At 41.7% G+C, this 23,220-nt stretch carries 13 protein-coding genes and 1 pseudogene; 6 read left to right on the forward strand and 8 right to left on the reverse strand.

The genetic code is table 11. The features are described 5' to 3' along the window. On the forward strand, positions 1 to 199 hold a 199-nt coding region (locus tag RMY64_RS22340), incomplete at its 5' end, for a hypothetical protein (RefSeq protein ID WP_322701133.1). A gap of 118 nt (positions 200 to 317) precedes the next feature. Continuing rightward, complete coding sequence (locus RMY64_RS22345) at positions 318 to 2,069, forward strand: ShlB/FhaC/HecB family hemolysin secretion/activation protein (protein ID WP_409882539.1); 1,752 nt, start codon at positions 318 to 320, stop codon at positions 2,067 to 2,069. Positions 2,070 to 2,627: 558 nt separating this feature from the next. On the opposite strand, the gene RMY64_RS22350 is transcribed toward RMY64_RS22345, so the two are convergent. Then, positions 2,628 to 3,752 (reverse strand): hybrid sensor histidine kinase/response regulator, encoded by a 1,125-nt coding sequence (locus RMY64_RS22350; RefSeq protein ID WP_322672104.1) that lies wholly within the window; start codon positions 3,750 to 3,752, stop codon positions 2,628 to 2,630. A 16-nt stretch (positions 3,753 to 3,768) separates the two neighbouring features. Beyond that, the gene (locus RMY64_RS22355) at positions 3,769 to 5,118 is read right to left on the reverse strand and encodes an ATP-binding protein (protein WP_322672103.1); all 1,350 of its coding nucleotides are present in this window, start codon (positions 5,116 to 5,118) and stop codon (positions 3,769 to 3,771) included. 1,265 nt (positions 5,119 to 6,383) lie between these two features. On the opposite strand from RMY64_RS22355, the gene RMY64_RS22360 reads away from it, so the two are divergent. Then, a complete protein-coding gene (locus RMY64_RS22360) occupies positions 6,384 to 7,106 on the forward strand; it encodes a response regulator transcription factor (RefSeq protein WP_322701134.1) in 723 nt (240 codons plus the stop codon). Between the two features lie 78 nt (positions 7,107 to 7,184). Here the strand turns inward: RMY64_RS22360 and RMY64_RS22365 are convergent, their stop codons facing one another. Continuing rightward, positions 7,185 to 8,549, reverse strand: coding sequence for a lipid-A-disaccharide synthase-related protein (locus tag RMY64_RS22365; RefSeq protein WP_322701135.1), 1,365 nt, complete (start codon positions 8,547 to 8,549; stop codon positions 7,185 to 7,187). A gap of 242 nt (positions 8,550 to 8,791) precedes the next feature. Between RMY64_RS22365 and RMY64_RS22370 the strand changes: the two genes are divergently transcribed. The 3 genes from RMY64_RS22370 to RMY64_RS22380 all read left to right on the forward strand — a co-directional run bounded on the left by RMY64_RS22370 (position 8,792) and on the right by RMY64_RS22380 (position 15,956). Further along, positions 8,792 to 10,867, forward strand: coding sequence for an outer membrane protein assembly factor (locus tag RMY64_RS22370; RefSeq protein ID WP_322701136.1), 2,076 nt, complete (start codon positions 8,792 to 8,794; stop codon positions 10,865 to 10,867). A gap of 534 nt (positions 10,868 to 11,401) precedes the next feature. Next, the gene (locus tag RMY64_RS22375; RefSeq protein ID WP_322701137.1) at positions 11,402 to 13,636 is read left to right on the forward strand and encodes a hypothetical protein; all 2,235 of its coding nucleotides are present in this window, start codon (positions 11,402 to 11,404) and stop codon (positions 13,634 to 13,636) included. A gap of 13 nt (positions 13,637 to 13,649) precedes the next feature. Beyond that, on the forward strand, positions 13,650 to 15,956 hold the full coding sequence (locus tag RMY64_RS22380) for a hypothetical protein (protein ID WP_322672099.1): 2,307 nt from the start codon (positions 13,650 to 13,652) through the stop codon (positions 15,954 to 15,956). 20 nt (positions 15,957 to 15,976) lie between these two features. Here the strand turns inward: RMY64_RS22380 and RMY64_RS22385 are convergent, their stop codons facing one another. The 5 genes and pseudogenes from RMY64_RS22385 to RMY64_RS22405 form a co-directional block, all read right to left on the reverse strand. Then, complete coding sequence (locus tag RMY64_RS22385) at positions 15,977 to 17,179, reverse strand: FtsW/RodA/SpoVE family cell cycle protein (RefSeq protein WP_322683849.1); 1,203 nt, start codon at positions 17,177 to 17,179, stop codon at positions 15,977 to 15,979. Positions 17,180 to 17,623: 444 nt separating this feature from the next. Beyond that, complete coding sequence (locus RMY64_RS22390; protein ID WP_094349821.1) at positions 17,624 to 17,830, reverse strand: phycobilisome linker polypeptide; 207 nt, start codon at positions 17,828 to 17,830, stop codon at positions 17,624 to 17,626. A gap of 222 nt (positions 17,831 to 18,052) precedes the next feature. Continuing rightward, positions 18,053 to 18,541 carry an allophycocyanin subunit beta gene (gene apcB / locus RMY64_RS22395; RefSeq protein WP_104908010.1) on the reverse strand — a complete coding sequence of 163 codons (489 nt, stop codon included), beginning with the start codon at positions 18,539 to 18,541 and terminating at the stop codon, positions 18,053 to 18,055. Between the two features lie 65 nt (positions 18,542 to 18,606). Continuing rightward, positions 18,607 to 19,095, reverse strand: coding sequence for an allophycocyanin subunit alpha (gene apcA / locus RMY64_RS22400; protein ID WP_322672097.1), 489 nt, complete (start codon positions 19,093 to 19,095; stop codon positions 18,607 to 18,609). 397 nt (positions 19,096 to 19,492) lie between these two features. Then, positions 19,493 to 22,792 (reverse strand): annotated as a pseudogene (locus RMY64_RS22405) (phycobilisome rod-core linker polypeptide); the annotation flags it as partial. Between the last annotated feature and the right edge of the window lie 428 nt (positions 22,793 to 23,220).

The raw sequence follows: 23,220 nt of genomic DNA on the forward strand, positions 1-23,220 counted from the left end.
TGGACATTGCACAGTAGATGACCTCAATTCATCCCTCTATTATGCAACGCCAATTTTGCTTACCAAGGATTTTGGGCAACGCATAATTAATTTAATTTCACCAGATATCTCATTAATACTTTTAAGTCTGCAATCACCAGATGATTTAGCTTTTAAATTGCGATTTGCTCAAGACATCAACTTTAACGACAAAAGATGAAGTAAGATTCACATCTGAAGCAGTCCCCGTATAATCCCATAGTTACTGACAAAAATAGTCCAGTGCGATGATTGATAAATACCCTCAGAATCTTATAGTGTCCTGCTTACCGCTGAGTATGTTTCTATTACTTAGCAGTACATTTTTAAGTCCACTGCAAGCTCAGGCTGTTGATACTACACAATTACCAAGTGGTGATTTCATCCTATCACAACAAATTCCACCACCACAGGATATCCAACCACCCACAACACCTTCACCACTTCCCTCACCGGAAGTGCCACAGCCACTCCCCCCACCAGCAGAACTACTTCCACCCTCTGCCCCAACTCCTACACCTGATACACCACTCCCTGGCAACTTTCCTCAAACTATTGTTGTTGAACGCTTTGAAGTCGTTGGTAGCACAGTTTTCAGTGCCCAAGAATTAGCCAAAGCCACTGCTGAATTTACCAAACGACCGATCTCACTGACCCAAGTGTATCAAGCACGTTCTAAAATCACCGAGCTATATGTCAAAAATGGTTACATTACTTCTGGTGCTTATATTCCACCTCAAACAATCCAATCTGGTGTTCTTAAAATTCAGGTGGTCGAAGGTAAATTAGAAGATATTCAGGTAACTGGGACTCGGCGGCTGAATCCGAATTATGTCCGTAGCCGACTAGCAATCGCGACATCACCACCTCTGAATCGCCAGCGTTTATTAGAAGCCCTGCAACTTTTGCAACTTAATCCTTTGATTAAAAACGTGACTGCTGAACTCTCAGCAGGATCGCAAACGGGTACGAGTCTTTTAGAAGTTAAAATCAGTGAGGCAAAAACCTTTAGCGGTCAAATAGTTCTTGATAATGGGCGATCGCCCAGTGTTGGCAGTTTCCGACGCGGGTTAAGATTGAATGAAGCCAACTTACTCGGATTGGGAGATGGTCTGAGTGTAGGCTACACTAATACCGATGGTAGCAATTCCTTTGATGCTAGCTACACGTTGCCTCTCAATCCCCGCAACGGAACGCTTACCTTTAACTATGGCACTACGTCAAGTAATGTCATTGAGCCTCCTTTCGACTTCCTAGATATCGAATCGGCTTCTCGCTACTACGAACTGACATTCCGCCAGCCAATAATCCAAACTCCTACACAAGAATTCGCTCTGGGGTTAACAGCTTCCCGACGCGAAAGTGATATCTCGTGGATACTACAGAGAGAGAACCCACCAGCTCCCCCCTCTTTACTTTCACCTGGCGCTGATAATGAGGGACGCACTAGGGTATCTGCGTTGCGAGTTTTTCAAGAATGGACGAGTCGTAACAGCCGGGAAGTCATCGCCCTACGCTCTCAATTCAGTTTGGGCATAGATGTGTTGAATGCCACGGTTAATCAAGATGCTCCTGATAGCCGTTTTTTTGCTTGGCAAGGGCAAGCACAGTGGGCCCGCCTTTTAGCTCCTGAAACCTTACTATTATTACGTTTAAATACGCAACTTGCATCTACAACACTTTTGCCTATAGAGCAGTTTGGCTTAGGTGGGCAGGATAGCATTCGCGGCTACCGTCAAGATTATCTGCTGACGGATAATGGTACTTTTGTTTCTGCGGAAGTTCAAGTACCGATTCTGCGCTTACCTCAGATAAATAGCATCTTACAGGTTATCCCCTTTGTGGATTTTGGTGTTGGCTGGAACAGTTCTGGTAAAGAGAATACCGATCGCAATACTTTAGCTGCTGTTGGTCTGGGGTTGCGTTGGGCACAGGGCGATCGCTTCACCGTTCGTCTTGACTGGGGTATTCCTTTGGTATCTGTTAACTCAAATGAGAGAACATTACAAGAAAACGGTCTGTATTTTAGTTTACTTTATAATCCTTTTTAACTGCTGTCCATGTCCACCCTCAACTCTTAATAGGGTGGACATGGACAGTAGTCAATGATGAAAAAACGATGATTATCTAGGTTTTTATAAAAAAGACCCTGGGTTATGATTCCAGGGTGCATACACGTTTTTCAGGCATTAATAGGTTGAATAATAACTTTGTAAAATAGTTATTTCTACTATCTATAGAATGATACAAAAGTAGATTTAGTTATTTTAGTCGCGCAATACATCTACCGTTGGGAGTATACAAATATTGGAAGAGGCAAGTTATCTGGCAATATTTTGATTGGATTAACCTTCAAATGCTGCTGTAATTAATCTATATAATTTAAACTAAATAATTTAAGCTAATTTTATTTTTGCTGGGTGCATCAAAATACATCCAAAATTATAGCGGTAGTCACATAGGTTAGGTTAGGACATAATGACAAGCGTGAATGCTAGAAATAGCAATAGTTTTACCTTCTGCCTTCTGCCTCCTGCCTCCTGCCTTCTGTTATAAATGTAATTTCTTGGGAGATATCCGCAAAATAATCGGTGGTGAAGGAGAATAACTTAAGTATTTTTAGGTAGTTGCACAGTAAATAAACTACCTCTCCCTACTTCAGAAGCGACCTTGATAGTTCCTGCGTGCCCTTCTATAATGCGATGGGATAGATGTAGTCCTAAGCCACTACCCGAACGTTTATTTCTGCCTTGGCGAAATCGCTCGAAAATTGTTGCCCGATCTTCTGGCGCAATTCCATATCCTGTATCTTCTACCTCAAGTATTACCGAATCTGGATCTCCTGGATTAGATGATGTTTCATAAATGCGGATTGTTATGCCTCCTGTATCTGTAAATTTGATGGCATTTGCAATCAGGTTGTTTAACACTCGCCGTAATTCCAAACGATCGCCCATGATAATAGCAGCGTTTGGACTCAGTGGATCTAATTGATGGGTATCAATTTCCAGAGTCAAGCCTTTTTCATTAGTTAGAGGACTTAGTTCGCTGACTACTTCTTGAGATATTTCACATAAATCGCATTCCTCCCAATTCAAGGTTTTTTTACCCGCCTCGAAGCGATACACTTCTAATAGGGTGTTGACCATTTCCATCAGATTTTGGTTACTGCGAATCATGACTGCGATCGCTTGTTTCATTTCCGGCGAAATTTTGCAGAATGTTTCCATTTCAAACAAATTCAACATGCGATCGGCGGCTACTAGGGGAGTTCGTAAATCATGAGTCAGACGGGAAACAAAATCTTCCCGTTGGCGGGCCATTTTTTGTTGTTCGTCCAGACTGTGCTTGAGACGTAATAGCGATCGCACCCTTGCTAGTAGTTCATCAGTATCAAATGGTTTACGAATAAAATCGTCAGCTCCAGCATCCAAACCTTCGACAACGCTGGATTGATGAAAGGCAGTAATTAATAGAATTGGAATATAAGAAATTGCAGGGTTATTCCGAATCCGACGTGTGACTTCATAGCCATCTATCCCCGGCATCATTACATCTAACAGAATCAGATCGGGTGGAGATTGCTCAATTTTCCGTAAAGCTTTTATTCCATCTGAAGCCAAATCAATTTCATACCCCTCACTTTCTAAAATGGCTTGAACCAAAATCAGATTATCTTGAGTGTCGTCAACTGCTAATATCCGATAAATTTTATTATTTTCAACTACAGACATGATTTATAAATTTGTATCAGTTTTTCTGGAAGTAATTTTTAAATTTAGGATATTCTATTGGTGCTTTTCTGGCTTGAGAAGATGACTGATGAGGATTTGGCGCAGGAGAAAAAAAATCATCGTTATCTAACTGTGAAGCTGGAGCATTTGCGGCTACAGTCGGTAATGTAATTTGACGTGGCAATTCAATTTTAAACATTGAACCCACCCCCAATTTACTCTCAAGAAATATTTTACCGCCCATCATTCGCACTAGCGAATCTATAATTGCCAAACCCAGACCTGTACCTGGATATTTGCGAGTGATAGTTTGATCTACTTGCCGAAATGCTTCAAAAATATGTTTAAAATCTCTGGGAGCTATGCCTATACCTGTATCTTGAACGATAATTACTACTCGGTTTCCAGGTAGTTCCTTAACCTCAACCCAGATTTCACCAGACTCTGTGAATTTAATGGCGTTGGAAAGCAAGTTAATCAAAATCTGTTTGACACGAACTGGATCGTTAAATATCAAAGGATTTTGCAAATCGGTTTGTACTAACAATGAAAGATTTTTAGCATCAGCTAGGGAACGCATTTCACTGACAACGAGATTGATTACCTTTGATATATCAAATCTTTCTGCCTTTAAATCTAATCCTCCTCCCTCCAGCTTGGAAAAGTCGAGAACTTCATTGAGTAGCATCAGTAAATGCTTCCCATTATTCAAAATGCGCTCAACCATATCTGCTTGCTGGTGCGTTAGTTGACCGAATTTAGGACGCAAGAGTATTTGTGAAAAACCAATAATCGCATTCATCGGCGTTCTAAGTTCGTGGGAAATAGTTGCCAAAAAAAGTGATTTTAGACGTGATGCCTCCAATAACTTGAAGTTTTGCATTTGAATCTGTTGCTGTTGTCTCTCCAATTCTTGGTTCTTACAAATGAGTTGTTCATGAGTTTCTCTAAGGTGCTGGTTTGCCAAATCGACCTGCATTTGTGCTTGATAAATCCGAATCGCACTCCGTAAAACTTGCGACAAACTTTCTGGGGATATTCTAGACTTAGAGAGATAGTCTGTAGCACCAGCTTTCAATAATTCGAGAGTAATTTGTTCATCTCCTTGACCAGTTAAAACTACTAAAGGAACTTTAATTTCTGAAGAACGTAGCTGTTGAATCAAGGTTAGTGCGTCCCGATCTGGTAAACGATAGTCGAGGAAAACACAATCGTAAGTAGTAATGCTTAAGACAGAGAATGCTTCATTACCATTGCCTACTTCAGACAGTTCTATCTGAACACCTGCTTTAGTCAGGGCAGAACAGATTGCTATCCGGTCTACTTCGTCATCGTCTACAACCAAAATTTTCAGCGTCTCTTCCATCGGTTTTAACTTTCGCCGCCAAACATAGGTTGATGTATAATATTTATCTTTTATCTTTTTAGATTATCCAACTAAAGAATATAAAATTTCCCTTCATCTAAAACCTGTAATTTGATTGATTAAGGTATTTTGCATAGGATCCACTTTAATACCTGCTTGATATTCATCACATTAACTTTGTTATCCTCCGTTAGTAGTATGTCGCTCGTTTCGAGTCTTTCCTTGCGTTGAATTGAGTCTGTTGGATATTCAATCTGGTTAATTTCCCAGATGGTAACTAAACTCCTAACAAATGACCAATGTCCTGCAAAAAATTAGTAATTAACAACCAGACACCACTGATATAAAGTAAAATAAAATACTTTACCAAGCTTAAAACAATTGTAGATGAGTGAGGAAGCCACCGTCGTCAGTCATTGGTGAGAGTTGCATCCCATTATCATGTACCATAAGCTTGAACAGTTTTACTATCAGGTTAGTTAGACTAAATAAATAAAAAAGTACTATCTATACCTATTTGTGAATCTGAAGTAATCCTACCTCCTGAAATTTCGACAATTTTCTTAGCGATCGCCACATCTGTGTTAGTATTTATCCAGGTATATTGAACTTATAGATGTTCGCAAAATTACCAAAGTTTAATTCCGAAGAAAGGTTCCCGACAAAAGTTAGGCAAAAATTCAAAACCTAAAAGGGGAGAGGTTCGCACAGAGCGGCTTGTATTATATCCTGTGAAAAGTCAGACGGATAAGTTCGTTAAAAAGGACTACGAATTACTTTGTTGTTTATGATTTCAGAAAATTTTAACGCTGGCTGATTCCCTTCCTTCTATGAGGATCTCTATTGGCTCTATCAATCGGATGAATCCAAAGGTTTGATTAAAAATTGTTCCCAACCATCTTTTACTTTCTCGTAAAGCAACTTTCACACGGTGTAATTTTTTCATTTTCGTAAGCTTTTTTTAAAGTTTGCTCCAAAATAATAGTAATTAACGGATGCAACATGACAATTTAAAGCTGAATTATCAGCAAGGAACAGCAATTTGGCATTCGTTTCAATATTTCATACTTTTTGTGTAAGTATCTATATATCTCCAGCTAGATTTGTCCTCTATCTAAATGTAAAAATTTTGGCTACTTGTTATTTCTATCGGTGGATGCAGACAGGTTGAAATATCATCTATCTTGAGTTTGGGAAAATAATAGATAATAGTTACAAAAGGCAATACTTTGAAAGATGCAAACAGCGCAAGAGTGAGTGTAGCGATGAATGAAATTAGTATTATTTTAATTGAAGATCATGACTTAACGCGAATGGGGCTACGAGCAGCATTACAGTCTCATAGTGCATTGAAAGTAATTGGGGAAGCGGCAAATGCTACTCAAGGATTAAAACTTTTAGAAACGGCAAAGCCAGATGTAGCGGTAGTAGATATCGGCTTGCCTGACATGGATGGCATCGAACTCACTCGTAAATTTAAACGCTCCCAGGCTGAAAGTGGACAATCAAGTACGAAAATTCTGATCTTGACAATGGATCATACAGAGGATGCCGTACTTGCAGCCTTCGCAGCTGGCGCTGATTCTTATTATATGAAAGAAACCAGCATCAGTAAATTAACTGAGGCAATTCAAGCAACTCACGGCGGTAACTCTTGGATCGATCCGGCAATTGCCAACGTGGTATTGCGGAAGATGCGCCAAGGTATTCCTGGAGAAAGTCAAGGTTCTGACAAGCCGAAGACTGTCAAAATTGAAGCGCTGGCGACAGAATACGAGCAAGTTTTGGAAACATACCCTCTGACTCAACGGGAACTGGAAATCCTCGAGTTGATTGTAGCTGGGTGTAGCAATGGTCAAATTGCCGAGAAACTTTACATTACAGTTGGTACTGTAAAAACCCATGTTCGTAATATTTTAAATAAACTATGTGCTGATGACCGTACCCAAGCTGCTGTGAGGGCCTTACGTTCGGGGTTGGTGGCGTGAGGAATTAGGGACAAGGGAGATAAGGGGACTAGGGGATAAGGAGAATAACCTGCCACAATGCCCCATACCCACTGCCCATTATCCCAATTTTTCCCGCAAGCAATTAGCAATACGTAGTGCTGCTCCCGGTTTACCCATACGTCGCCCACCATTTTCAGCAATAATTTGCAAATTATCAGGGTTTTTGAATAGGGATTGTACAACCTTCGCTACATCTGCTGGTCGATCGATTAAAATCAAAGACGATCCCAGTAGACGACTTTGAGATTCAGCAAAGCCAAGGTTATATTGTGGGCCATTACCGGGAATTGCGATCGCAGGTTTGCCTAAACCGATAAACTGTTCTGTGGCTGTACCTGCCATTGCGATCGCTAAATCTCCCAAATGCAAGCAATCATTATAAGCTTGTTGTGTTAATAGCAGATAAGCATTTCTTTGTTTAAATGTCAAGACATTTGGATCGCTTAGTTTGATAGGAGATGCTGATTCAGCGCGCCAGCCTTGGGATTGCACACTTTGGGATAAAATATTAGAGTCTAAACCAGGAGCGATCGCACCTAAAAACACTACTTTGTTAGAACTATAAAAGATTGAATCTCGCTGTTGAAAACTTGTCATCAATGCAGATACAGCAATCATAATTGTTTCCCAGTTAGTGTATGCTTCTGGCGGACGAGAACCAGGAAGAAGAGTCACTACAAAAGGTCGAACTGTCTCTTGCTGTTGGATATTCTGACTATAAAATTGTTGGCGTGAAAACCTCGATTCTAGACCATCCATCATCGGATTACCCAAATAGAAAGCTGGAATTGGCCATTGTTTTAATGTTTCTGTGGTCAGCGCATCTCTAAGGAACACAGCCTTACAACGGCGACGACTCATTAACCAACGTTCCCAAGGATGGTAAACTGAACCAGAAAAGTTTTCCCAACCCGCGTCTTTAGATTTTCGTGGTAATAATCCAGCTTCATCTCGCACATAATATTCAGATTTTGCCGTACCGACAAAAGCATAATTAGCGCCACTAAATGTTGCAAACAACAGTGGCAAAATATCTCCCACTGCTAAAATCGCTCTTCTATTACCTAATTTTTTTTGGGAACTTACCCAACGGCGAATAGCTTTAATTTGGCTGAGGGTAAGTTGCAATAAACCACCGCGTACATCCCGCGCTAATTCGCGGCCATCCATATAAATAAAGCCGCCAGAAGGCATATTCAGGACTGAACCGATAAAGGGGATATCCAACTGTTCATAAGCACGTCCTTCACCCACCAGAGGCAAAGCAAATATCTCTGGTGGGTTTGGTTGTCGTTGGAGTTCTTGCAAAATCCGAACTGCAATCATGTCTTCCCCATGACCATTACTTAATACAAGTAACCGCAAAGGAGAAGTTGCGGATTGGGAGTTAGAAGCTAAAGATGACCGAGATAGATTACTCATAAGAAACAAAATATCAAAATTAACTGTCTGTTTGGGTAAGAGGTATAAATAGAGAAATCGACAAGGAAGCTGGAAGTTAGTATTTCCCTATTCCTTTACTTCCCTACAACTAATACCAATTTTGGATAGGAATGTAATTGTTTGAAATTTCTAGAACAGCCTTTTGGTCAATACTTTTAATCAAAAATCTAAAATCTAAAATCCAAAATTAGTATAACTCCCAGTTAATTAGGTTAAATATTATGCGAGTTTCTGCTACTGCAATTTTTACATTAGCTACATTAGCTACTGGCAATATTACTCAGCAAGCAACGGCTGCACCTGCTAAAACCGTTACTCCAACTGCAAAAGCTGGTAACTTGGTGGTACCGATAATTGAAGACACTCCCGCACGGGTAGAGACAATTGCTTCCCCAGAAACTATAGTTGCACAACAATTTTCCCAAAATCCTGTCGCCGTGCAAACAGGTGCAAACAAAAATTCCCCAGTAGTCTTAAAATCAACAGACAAGGGAAATTCATCAGTAACGCTTCTTCCCACTCCCTCTTTTTCCCCTTCATCCCCCAAAACTCCTGCTACTGAAAGCGATTTGGTAGTCAGAGCTACAGATGTACGGGTGGTGGGAGCCAATCAAGAATTACAGCAAATCATTGGCCAGGTAATAAAAACCCAGGTGGGTGGAGAAACCAGTCAAAGCCAGCTGCAAAGAGATGTAACAGCAATTTTAAATACAGGTTTATTTAGTAGTGTCAGTGTGAATAGCTTTAGCACTCAGGCTGGATTGAATGTAGTATACCAAGTTCAACCAGTGATTGTGCGATCGCTGCAATTATCTGGTGCTAAAGTACTTACCTATCAAGTCGCTCAACAACGTTTGCAATCTCAGATTGGAACCACTATTAGTCCCAGTGGATTGCAACAAGCAGTAGCACAAATTAACAAGTGGTACGCCGACAATGGTTATAACTTAGCGCGGGTGCTATCAATTAAACCCAGTTCTCAAGGCATTCTCACTGTGAATGTCGCTGAAGGTTTGGTGAGTGATATCAAATTTCGCTTTGTCAACGATGAGGGTAAAACCCTTGATAGCAAGGGAAATCCCGTCGGAGGACGCACCAAAGCAGATTTCTTACAACAACAACTCAAGTTGAAACCCGGTCAAATTTTCCAAGAAAATGTCGTTAAACAAGACATTCAACAACTATATCGGACTGGTTTATTTGAAACTGTGAATGTTGCTTTAGAAGGTGATGCAACAAAACTTGATTTAGTTTACCAACTCAAAGAAACTGGGGCGCGTGGTGTTAATTTGGGTGGGAGTTACAATGCCGATCAAGGATTGGTAGGTACAATCAGCTATCAAGATCAGAATGTCGGTGGTGTTAATGATACTTTAGGTGTGAATGTTGGGGTAAGTAGCCGAGACTTACAATTTAATACCAAATTTATTAGCCCCTATCGAATAACTAACCCCGATCGCTTGGGCTACACTGTAAATGGTTTTCGTAGTCAGGAACTTTCGGAAACCTTTGATGACAAGATTAAGCTAGCTAACGGCGATAAAGTGCGAGAAGGTCAAATTGGCGGTGGTGTCAGCTTGCAGCGACCAATTGACGATTGGAATACCTCATTAGGATTAAACTATACCCGAACTAGTATTCGCGATCGCCAAGGTAATATTACCCCTACTGACGTTCAGGGCAATCCCCTCTCTGCGAGTGGAACTGGTATTGACGACCTAACTACCGTATCCTTCACCGCCACCAAAGATAAACGAGATAATCCCATCAATCCAACTCAAGGTTCCGTTCTAAGTCTGAGTACAGAACAATCTATACCCATCGGCGAAGGTAATATTTCCCTCAATCGTCTCAAAGCCAACTACAGCCAATATTTACCAGTGCAGTTATTTAACAGCAAACAGCCACAAGTATTTGCGGTGAATGTCCAAGCTGGTACCGTCCTTGGAAATTTACCGCCCTACGAAAGTTTTAACTTGGGTGGTTCCAACTCAGTGCGCGGTTACGATTCTGGAGAAGTTGGCAGTGGTCGCAGTTACGTGTTGGCTTCCGCAGAATATCGTTTTCCCGTCTTACCAATCGTAGGCGGTGTATTGTTTGCCGACTTCGCCTCAGATTTAGGTTCTGGTGATACTGTATTAGGAGATCCGGCAGGTGTACGGGATAAACCAGGTTATGGTTTTAGTTATGGGGCGGGAGTGCGATTAAATTCACCACTAGGCTTAATTCGGGCTGACTATGGCATTAACGACCAGGGAGAAAGCAAAGTGCATCTGGGAATTGGGCAGCGATTTTAATTTGAGTTCAGGCGTTGCTGAGAAGGTCATATCCAGAAATTAAATATGCGTTATCCGAAACCCTTGTAGAGACGTAGCAGTGCTATGTCTCTACAAGGTTTTTGGCTTATACAGCAGATTTCAAGTTGGTGAGGTACACAAGCAAGCTAAATCTGTTACCCAGGTATAAAGCGTGTTTTATATCATGTCCGCTTGATTGCTTATTAAACCCGAAGAACCCCACCCCGCCAAAGCTACGCCTTGTCTCCCCTCCCCGCAAGCGGGGAGGGGTTGGGGGTGGGGTGTAATGACTGTGGTTAGCATAACTAATTATGCGGACATGATATTACTCCTGAATTCTGAATTCTGCTGTATATGTATTAGCGATCGCCTTTGAAAATGACTTTTATAAATTGGCCAATTTATTACACAATATTTAATAGTATATAAATTTCAATAATCAAAGAAAAAAAGCTATTGTCACGTTTTCACGAGACATTAATTTTTTAATAGTGCTAGTCATGCAGAATATAAAAAAATATTATAAGTAATAACATGGAAAAAAGTGTTATTAATGCCAGCCTTTCTACTCAAAACCTAACCTTTCGTCCAGGTGATACTCCTGTATCATTTGAGGTAACTGTCAATAATGATAGCGATCGCTTCGTCAATTTTCAGATAGAAATTACCGCAGCCGGAGAAATCCGCAACACAGGATATCGCTGGTATAGACTTGAACCAGAGGTAGCGGCAGCCAAGCCACCAGGCAGTAGTACCATCTTCCAGGTCTTCGTATTCAATACACCCATGCCGGGATTTGTTGGTACTGTTAACCTGATGGTAAACATTTTTTCACCGCAATTAGCACAACAGTCCAGACTTGTGCTACGCCTGAAAATCGAGCGAGACAACAGACCAACACATTTAAGTGTAGAATTACCTGTACGAGAGTTCCAAGTTTATCCCCGCAATTCTGTCGATATACCAGTACGGGTGCGGAACTTGGGGCAACAACCAACTGAGGTAATGCTGCGTTTTACAGGCGTCGATCCGTCTTGGCTGGCTGGCAGTGCAGAACGCCGATTACCTTTAGATCCGGGTGGTTTAGCAGAAGCTACATTCCAATGCCAACCTCCTTCTGTAGTGCAAGCGCCCAGTCAAAATTACCCTTTTACTATTGAAGCTGTTAGCAATAATGGTTATCCAACTAATGCTGGAGGCAATATTGAAGTTTTGCCAGTGGGTTTTATAGACTTTACTACCACCGAAAAACACCTGAAAATCCCCAATAAATCGGTATGGTTGCTTGACTGGAAATCTGATACAGCTTCCTTTGAATTACTATTTAAAAACGCTAGCAATCTCAATCAGCAAATTAATGTACAAATGCAGGGTAGAGATTGGCGAAAATGTAGTTTTAAAAAGCTTCCTGAAACCGCTAATCTGCATCTAGGAGAGACAAGTAAAGTCATCCTTGATGTTAAAACAAAACGTCCTTGGATTGGAATCGGCAAAACTCTATTATTAGAGGCTAAATCAGAATTATCCGATCAACGTTTAGGCAGTACAGACCCAGCCACGCAGACATTAGAAGTAGAGACTCTGCCAATTATACCTTTATGGCTACAATTGGCTGCGATCGCACTATTAGCCGCACTCCTCGCATTAATCTTGCAACCAAAAGGAGTAATGCATACCCGTTCTGTCAACTCAGTGCGCTTTAGTGGCATTGGTTTATCTGTGGTCAGTGGGTCAGATGATTGCACCTTAAGATTTTGGAGAATTGGTGCTGATAGTTTAGACCCCGATGATACTGTAAGATACGCTGGGCAGCCCCTTGCTTGCGACCAAGCACAACAGCCTAAAGGCTTGATGGCCATTACCGATGACGCTGTAGAAGTCTTGCGCTTCATGCCATTACAAAATAATCGCGCTGCTGTTGGTTTAGATAATGGTGTAATTGAACTCAGAGATATTCCTTCAGGTACAAAGATTAGCCAACTTCAAGACCTTAAAGATCCTAAAGCAAAAGGCGATCGCGTTTTTGACCTAGCTTTCACCTCAAACTCACTTAACTTATTCAGTGGGTATGGCAGTGGTAAAGTCAGACTATGGTCAAGACCAGCGCCTAACAGCGATTTTCTGCCAGAACCGCAAGTTATTGACGTACAAAGTAGATTGAAACTCTCAGGTTTCCAAGTCCGGGCATTAAATCTCAGCCCAGATGCAAAAACTCTAGTAATTGCTGGAAACTTTAAGCGTTTTATATTGTGGCAGTGGAATCAAACTCAATCTAATAAACAATTCCCAAGTTTATCGGTGCAAAATCTAGAAAAACTAGACCCATTAGTTGGGCCTGAAGATTATATTTGGGGATTAGCTTTTGTTCCTGACTCAACAGGAAAAATCCTCGCAACTTCTGATTCTGCGGGATTTATTACCATTTGGGATTTAAATCAGTGTCAAACTCTCAAAAATCCGAATCCGCTAGAAAAAGTAAATGAACTTAATTGTTTACAACTAGACCGTTGGTCAGCATCAAAAACATCTGTGCGGACTCTAGCATTTAGTGACGATGGGAGTCTCTTAGTAAGTGGTGGCGATGATGGACGAGTCGTAGTTTGGTACTTAACTCCCGAACATAAGCTTGACAAAACAAGAGCAGCAGAAGGTAAAACAATTTACCAAAGCTCTAAAAAAATCAATAGTATCGACTTGAAAACCAATCAAGGAACCATGATTGTGAGTGGTGGTGAAGATTTTCAGGTCAAATTACACCGCATCAAATAAGGGAATCAATGACATGCAAGCTAAATTCAATCCACTGCAAGTTATTATCAACCCACCTGGAATTCAATTTGGGATGCCAGGAGATACCATTGAACTTTATATTGTTGTAATCAATCAGGGAAATCAAAGTGCGGTTATTGACTTATATTTTATTTTTGACGAAGTATTTCAAAATTTAACCGGCTGGTCTAGTTCTCCTAGAGAAAGTTTAGCATTAGCTCCAGGGCAAAATAGCGACGAAGTCAGATTTGAGTTTCAAATCGCCGCAAATGCTCTCCCAGGAACCTATGACTATACACTAGTCGTAGATTCTCCTCTACATTATCCACAAGATACTCCCATAACTTTCGCAAACCAAATTAAGGTTCTGCTAAAAGAACAGACTGCAATTCGGGTGAACGACCCAACATTTTCCATCAGACCTAACACCAACCCCAACAAACCGTTAATTTTCAATCCTAGTGAGCCTTTGCAAGTGGAGGTAATAGTTGACAATCGCTCTTATCTCGTAGACAGATTCCGCTTGAGTTGTCCAGATTTAGACGATGACTGGTTCACAATTAATTATCCTGCGACTGGATTTGAGGGGCCAGGATTAGTGTCTGACGTGACTGCATTAGAACTCAATCCTGGTACGCAAGGTCAAATATTGTTGAAATTTCACCCACCTGGAGATACCCTTGCGGGAAGCTATTCGCCGACAATCCGCTTGTATTCAGAAAACTCTCCAGATTTAGTACTGCTGGATTTGGTGTATATCCAAATTCCGACAAATTATCGCTTAGATATAGAACTTAATACCATCTTGGGACAAGTTAGCCGTAGTCTTGGCAAGTACGAATTATCACTAGCTAACCAGGGCAATATTGTCCGCGAACTAATATTAAACTTAAAAAGTCGAGACGAAGAAGAACTATATACTTACAAATTTGATCCTACTGAAGTCAGATTATTACCTAATAGAAGTACTGTGGCTAATTTGACGGTCAAACCCAAACCTTGGTGGCGACGACCGTGGTTTGGTGCAGGGCTAGCGATCAACTTTCAACTCAATATCAAAGACCAACAAAATTTACCTCTACCGAACACACTACCTCAAGGAACTTTGGTATGGAAACCCCGCCCTTGGTGGCAATTTCTTCTGTTAGTTTTGGCAATTTTGGGGTTATTGGGAGGGATAGGATTTATCATTTGGCGAATTTTAAACCCCGATCCTTTGAGATTAGAAAATTTTAGTGCAAATGACTCTCAAATTACTGAAGGTGATGAGGTAGCTTTAAACTGGGAAATTCATCAATATAAACAGTTAAAAAAGTTAGTTTTGACGGCTAAAGGTTCCCAACCTATTCAGCCGATTACTTATGACTTTAGCAATGGTATTCCTGAAACACTGGGTAAAGTAAGTGCTAATGAAATCCCTGCTTGTCAGGTACAAAATAAACAAGAATTAATTTGTAGCAACGTCAAAACTGGAGTAAAAACAAAAGGTAATTACACTTTTGAATTACAAGCTTTTTATCACAATGGCATACAAATATTTTCCCGAAATAACCAAGTAGCAGCGCAAAGTACCCAAGTAGAAATTGCAGAAAAACCAATTGCATCAGTAGTTAATTTTCAGCTAGATAAGCCACAGTACACAAAAGGTGAAAATATTCTTTTTAGTTGGACAATTGCACGTCCATTATTGCTGTCACAACTACAGGTTGTTGGCAATGCAGATGATGGTACATCTTATGGTAAACCAGTTACTTACAAATTTAATCAAGGCAATATTACAGACCCTAAACTTAAAAAACTATGTATACAACAAAATCAACAATTGCAATGTAAAAATATTCCTTTATTAGCAAATAAAGTGGGAAGTTTTGCATTTGAAATCAAAACTGTTTCTAACAATGGAAGCGACAAAATTAGTTCTAAAAAAGCTGAATCAAAAATTCCAATATTACCCAAACCATTTAAGATTGTCTATTTCAAAATTAACGGTAGCGAACAACCAAATTTGGTTCTCAATGAAGGAACATCTGCTATTCTGAGTTGGAGAGTAGAGGGAGAAAATATTCAGGTTAAACTTCTACCATACGGCAATGACGTTCCAGCAGTTGGTTCAACGAAGTTTTTAGTAAATCAAGCCTTCCCCGCTCAAATCGGACTGCTAGTCAATGATATATCTGGTAAGCAACAACCCCAGCAAAGAGGATTTGCAATCACAGTCCTCAAAAAAGTAGTGCCTACTCCTATACCTAGCTTTAACCCAATTCCACCTACTCTGCCACCTAGCAATAGTCCATTTAAGACTCCCTTACCTCAGAGGTAACTTTTTGGGCATTTGCTAGCTCAATTCCTGGTTTTATGAAAAGCTCGGCGTCTGCGCCCATTTTCAAGTTGAGGTTTTCGCAACGGTACTACCTCAGCTTCATTACTCTCACGTGCTACCCGAATCAACAACCCAGCAGCTATTAAACTGGCAATCATAGAATTACCACCATAACTAAACATCGGTAAAGGTAAGCCAGTAGTCGGTAGAGAACCTGTAGCAACACCGATGTGGAGCAATGATTGTCCCACCATCAAAGTCGTCACACCGATCGCTACCAATCGATGTACTATATTTTTAGCCTTCAGCGCCACAACTAATCCGAGAGTAGCGAATGTAGCTAAAAGTACCAACAACACCATACTGCCAACAAAGCCAAACTCTTCAGCAAACACCGCAAAAATAAAATCGGTATCTTGAATTGGTAAATAAAACAGCTTTTGTTGAGAAAGCCCATATCCAGCTCCCCAAGTTTTACCAGAACCCACAGCTAGTAGACTTTGCACCAACTGGTAGCCATCTCCTGTAGCATCCGCCCAAGGATTGAGGAATGACATTACCCGTTTACGCTGATACTCTTTAATACTAATACTGAGTAGCGCCAACATTACTCCACCAATTGCTGTTCCTCCCAGGTACTTGTAAGGTAAGCCAGCTGCTAAAGCAATTAGCCAGATGGTCATGCCGCAAAGTGCCGTTGTACTCAAGTTAGGCTGGGCAAGAATTCCTAAAAGTACCAAACCAAAAACGCCCAACCAAGCGAAACGAACCCGCCAACTAATTCGTTCCCATTGACCAAAAAGCCGCGCACTTTGCAACACTAAAAAGGGTTTAATTAGTTCTGAAGGTTGAATCGGAATTGGCCCGATCGCAATCCAACGCGCTGCATCAAAAGCTTTTCTTCCCAATCCTGGGATCAGTGTGACAAAAATTAACCCCAAAAATAGCAACAAAAACCAATGGGATAGTCCCAAAATTTTCTGCAATGGCGAATTAACAATAATATTGAATCCGATTAAGGAAACTAAGACCCAAAGCAGTTGACGTTTAAAGTAGTACAAACCATCATTCTGACGGGCATCAGCGACAGGATATGATGCTGAAAATAGCATGATCAAGCCGACGAACAGCCAAATCAAGGTTAACCAGCGCAAGAACCGCGCTTCTAATGCCCAGTTGGAGACTGAACTATCAAAAATTGGAATCAGGTGGCGTAGATTCACGATCGGTACAGGTAAAAAGTTAGAAATTAGGAGTTAAAAATAAAACTCATAAATCATAACTTATAACTCATAAGTAGGCTTTACAACCATAAATATTAGAGTTGTTAACTTCAATACACCACTAGTTCAATAATTTCTGACAAATTGCCATTTCTACTTTGCACTATCAAAGTAGTATTTTATACTTAAATTTTAGGGTTCTATAGTTAAAAGCGATCGCTAGAAAATTGGCTGAAGGTTGGAAAAGAAACCTAATTGTGCTTGATGAAACTATTGAACAGGCTAAGAATAGACAGAATGCTGACGCTCCAGTTCCACTTTATACTCGCGGGTATCGTCTTTTAAATATGTTTAATTATTGATTTGCATAAAATCCGAGCCATAAAAAAGAGGTCTTTCTCGACCTCTTATCCAATTCCCTAAAATAATATTCTATTTACAGAATTACGACAAGCCAGTATTAGCACCTTGCTTACCAGTTGCTAGTTCCACCTTGATGATTGTGCCACCTGCTTTTTGAATACGTTGCTGTTCGCGGAACCAGTTTTCATAAGGAACTAACTTAGTAAAGTAAGTATTTTGCAGTTCGCGTTGAGTCCGAATTCGGGTTTGGCTGGGAACTAGAGCAGTAATTTTAAACAAACGGGACATATTTTGAAAATCTCCTGTATACCTTGTGAAAACTTTTTTATCTCAAAATCTTGAGTGCAAATCTTTTAATCATTCAAAGGCTGGAAATCAAACATCAATACTAGACCACCAACACTCATCACTGATAATTTACCAAGATAAGCAATATAACGTTCTAGCACTCACGGCTGATTTCCAGACCTTAATAAAGCCGCACCTAAATTCTTAAGCGCAAACTAGTTCTTAGCTTAAGCCAGAGGAGATATAGTCTAAGTAAACGCCCATTTCCTTACCAGCATCAGAACCTACCAAGCTGGCGGTTACTTCTTTGATTGCTTGGATAGCTTGCACGGTAGCACCGACGGGAACGCCCAAGGAGTTGTAGGTTTCCTTCAAGCCATTGAGCACACGCTCGTCTAGGATGGAAGGATCGCCAGCCAACATAGCGTAGGTAGCGTAGCGGAGGTAATAATCCAAATCACGGATGCAAGCAGCATAGCGGCGGGTGGTGTACATGTTGCCGCCGGGACGGGTGATGTCAGAGTATAGCAAAGATTTTGCTACAGCTTCTTTGACGATCGCAGCAGCGTTAGCGCTGATGGTGCTAGCAGCACGTACCCGCAGTTCGCCAGTGGAGAAGTAGCCTTTTAGCTTCTCTAAAGCAGAAGAGTCTAGATATTTACCTTGAACGTCTGCGGAGTTAATGACAGCGGTAATTGCGTCTTGAGCCATGTTGTTAATTCCTTATTTCCAACCGTATTGCAATACTTCTGTTTAAGTAGGTAAACAGCTTTACCCTATCCTAGAAGGGCACCAACTAGGTAGTCGAAGTAGCCAGCAGCTTCACTAGCGTCATCACCAGAGAGCAGTGACGCAGAGCCATTCTTCAGCCCACGGATACCTTCAGCAACACCATCGATAGGAGTTCCCAAGGACTTGTACAGTTCACGGGCACCAATAACACCAATTTCTTCGATGGGGGTGACATCACCAGCAACGATACCGTAGGTAACGAGGCGGAGGTAATAATCTAGGTCACGCAGGCAAGTAGCAGTCAATTCTTGACCGTAAGCGTTACCACCAGGAGACACAACATCAGGACGCTTTTGGAACAGTTGATCGCCAGCTTGCTTAACGAGCCGTTCGCGATTTTCTGATAAAACTTGAGCAATCCGCACCCGGCGCTCACCACTTGTAACAAAGGACTTGATCCGATCTAACTCACCAGGGCTGAGGTAGCGAGCTTCTGCATCAGCATTCACGATAGCTTTCGTGACGATACTCATTAATGGATTCCTCCAATACTAATGAAACCAGGATTTGATTAAACTGGTGCGACTTTGAGTTTGGTTTACTGAGTTTGTTTTCTCGTTCTTTTAGACACAACAGTTTTACAACTGCTACGGCTAATAAATTACGACTTTGCTTGAGTCAACACAAGTACACAAGCTTTCAAACTCAGTTACCTTCCGCAAAACATTTTCCGGCATTCTGTTGAGCATTTATGACTGCTCTTAATACTTTGTAATATTGCTTTTCAGAATTTACTGTTTTAACTGCAATCTGAGAGCGGTATTACGAAAGGTTAAGAAGGGGACAGGGGAAAGGTTACAGGGGACAGGGAACAGTAAATAATCTGTACCCTATTCCCTATTCCCTATTCCCTACTTCTTAATCAACCGCAACACTGCCGAGGTAGTTACCTGCTGGCAGAGATGGGAAGCGGTTGTAAGGCACAACATCTTCACCGAAGTAGCGGTTATATTCTGGACTTTCGACTATTGCTTCTACAGCGGCTGACAAACCACTATCGACTAGCAGCTTGTTATATTGGCCAATTTCTTCCTGAGTTGCGGGTGTACGCCCCAACAGATGACGGAAGAGGAACTCAATGGTCTTGGTATGAGGATAAGGTGATAAGAAGCGCTGGCGATAGATTTGGGAACTAGCTAGTTCATGCACAAACTCCCGCACGGAAATTTCACCATTTTGGAGTTTGCTATCTAGGTCAGTGCGACGGAAATTATCGGGCACCTCACCGCTAAATACATCCAATACTTGACGATAAATGGCGTTGATTGCCTGTTGTTTTTCGTCTTGGTTGGTGTTTTCTGTTAGACGGTAAATGCGCGCATGTTTACGCACACCTTGTTCCACGGTTTGTCCGCTAGCATCGTTGTAGGAACGGCCCAGTTCAGCAAAGGATGGCTGACCATTTGTTTGGGATGCGATATCTGCGATCGCCTGTACCAAAAGCGGTGTATCGTTACTAACTCCGACACGGGCTTGTACTGGCTTAAAGCTGGGTACAACCACGTCATCGTTTTGCTTGGTCAGCTGGTTGTAAAGCTTCTCTGTATTCGGGAAGTTTGCCGCTGGCAGGGTCGGGAAGCGGCGGTAAGGAACCGTATCTTCACCAAACACCTGGTTATATTCCACACTATCTACCAAAGCACCAATAAAGGCACGAATACCTTGAGTAGCCAAAATTTGGTTATACTTGCGGATTTCTGCTTGGTCTAGTGGCGCACGTCCCAAGAAGTGTTTGGTTCCTAACTCAATCACTTTGGTGTTGGGGTAAGGTGTGTAGAACTCTTTCAGGTAGAGGTTAGAATAACCCAAACCTTCAATAAATTCCTTCACACTAATTTCGCCATTCCCCAGCTTGCTTTCCCATTTGGTAAATTCGTTTTTGGCGATGTATGGTGCAATATCCCGCTCAAAAATCTGACGATAGGCAGCGCTGATCAAAGTTTTGACTGCAACCTTGTCAGTAGTATTCGCCACCAATTTGAAGATTTTGGTTTGTTCCCGTTGCTTGCTAACACCTTGGTTAATGCGGAACTGAATATCTGGTTCTGACCGCTTTTCTGTCACTGTACCCAGTGTCACAAAGCTTGGTGTTACCTCCTTCTGGATTTTTGCGGCAATATCATCACGAATGCTACCAACACGTAATTGTCGCCCTGCTACACCACCAGGAGTCAGATACCGTTCGTAAGGAATCGTATCTTCACCAAACGCTTCGCTGTATTCTACGCTGTTAATAATGGCATCAACCACCGCGTAAAAGCCTTGTTTAGAAGCGATATCAAAGTACTTGTTGATTTCTTGACGACCATAAGTCGGACGACCTAACAAGCGGCGGTGAATATACTCGATCGCTTTACAAACATACAGCGATGACCAGTACAGATTGCGGAAGACATCCGACTTAGCCAAAGCACGGATAAATTCCCGTACCGAGATGTCACCGTTTTCCAGCTTGATTTCTAATACCTTTGGGCGCTGACCTTCGTAGACATCGCGACCAAAAACTTGCAGGTAAGCAGCTCTAATCACTGCTTGTGTGGAGCTTTCGGAGTATCTGACACTAGAACTTTTGGGAGCCTTTTTACCTCTAGTACCAGGCAGTTGGTCTAATTTGAACACCTTGGGCCCAAGGGTACCAGGAGCTTCACCCCGCGCTCTGGGATTACTATTTTGGTTATTAATCCCTGCTCCTTGGTGAATCAGGATGCGTTTGGTATCCTTGCTAAAAGGAGCCGGACTGGTACTGGGGTTGCGAGTTTCTTTCGGGAAAATCGCCCCAAACTGAATTTCCAAGGGGTCGTTACCAGAACCGTAAGGATGTTGATCTGGTAGCGGTTGCTCGTAAGCTGCAAATGTGGTGAGGAACTGAGGTATCTTGCGGAAAGGCGCACTGTAGTTAAACAGGTCTTGCTGCGGCCCCCAGTTGCGACATTCTTGTGCTTCTTGACCCAGACCCCGCAGGTAGGGTACTGTTTCTTCACCAAAATAGTCGCCGTATTCAGCAGAATCTACTAAGGCATCTACCAAAGCTGGTAGACCACCGTTAGAAATAATCGAGAAGTATTTTTGTACTTCTTCTCGGCTACTTGGGCCCCGTCCCAGAATGTGACGGAAAGCTAGTTCGATGACTCGGCTGTTAATAAAAGGCTGGTAAAACTGTTTTTGGTAAAGGGGAGATTTAGCTAAACGACGGACAAACTCTTTCATAGAGATGTCGCCATTCTTCACCTTGGATTCTAGGTCAGATATGGACAAACTATAAGCACGGGTAATGTCGCGCTCAAAGATTTGTCGATAGGCCGCTTTAACTACCTCATTTTTTTCGCTACTGGATAACCCAGTCTTCATCACAAACTTGGGACGACGTTCTGAGGCATTGAAGTAGATTTGCGGCAATTCTAACCCTTGCTGGTCGCTAGAAGGGCGTTGGCGCAGTTTATTTGAAGGTGTGGCTGCTTTGAATTCTGTTAACAAAACATCCATGTACTGAGACACAATTTCTGTACCCTCAGCATCGTTGCGGAAAAATGAAAGTGCCCCAGCTTTGATTTCTTGTAAAGCTACTAGCGTAGCTTCTCCAGAGCAGGCATTTTCAATGATTTCCCGCAAACCCCTTGTATTCACCGCTATGATGTTGGGATCGCCAGCAACGATCGCATAAGTAGCGTAGCGCAAGAACCAGGATAAATCCCGCAAGCTCTTGGCCATGTTGCTTGGGCCATATCGAGCAATGTTAATTGGTCTGAAACCTGGAGGTGTCGGGCCGCTGGGGGATGAGTTAAATATTGATCGTAAATTTTCTAGGAACCCACCACGACTTTCAACGTAGGTTACAGTTCCCAGTTGCATCCCTTGTTGAACATTAGCACCGCTAACAGCACTAACCGGTACTATTTCTACTGCTCTGGGCTTTTCTAAAAAAGCCATTGGCGAACCACCAACAAAAATCCGGTTAGCAGCTCGAGACACAATAATCTCGGCATTGTCCGTCAACGTCTGAGAAATTTCTAGACGCTTTGCACCAGATGCAAAATAGCTTGCCAGTTCATTTAGTTCACCATTTCCCAAGAAACGGTCTTGCTGCTCCGCTTGGGTAATTGTGGATACAGGTAGGGTTTGATATAGTTGCGGACGCGCAACCGAGCTTCCACCACTCGCCTTAACACTCATCGGATTTGTAAAACTCCCATTATAAGCGTTTATATGTTAAGTCTGGATTGTTTTGAGGCTTGACACATCGGCGTGTCTATGCTTTATAAGCTTGAAAGTATTACCTGCAAAACTGCCAGTAAATTAACCCACTTAGCTTTTAGATTAGAACGTTTTGCGTTCTCAAGGCGGATTTATTAAGAAGTATGTAGAACCTGTATCTTAAATGTCTCCAGTCTTAAAAGTGTATACTCCAGTTTGTCTGAGATTAAGTCTAAGTTTTGTAACTAAGTAGTAGGTTGGGAACTGTCTGCTGATTTCTTTTTTATTTAAACGCATAAGCACTTCGCCTTTTTGCAGGGTAGGGGCACAGAGGGAAACGCAGAGGCACGCAAAGAATTAGCTATGCATTAATTAAAGGTTGCACTTAGTCACTAGACAGTGGTTAT

Origin of the sequence: Nostoc sp. DedQUE08 (assembly GCF_034530895.1) — a bacterium.
Classification (GTDB): Bacteria; Cyanobacteriota; Cyanobacteriia; order Cyanobacteriales; family Nostocaceae; genus Nostoc.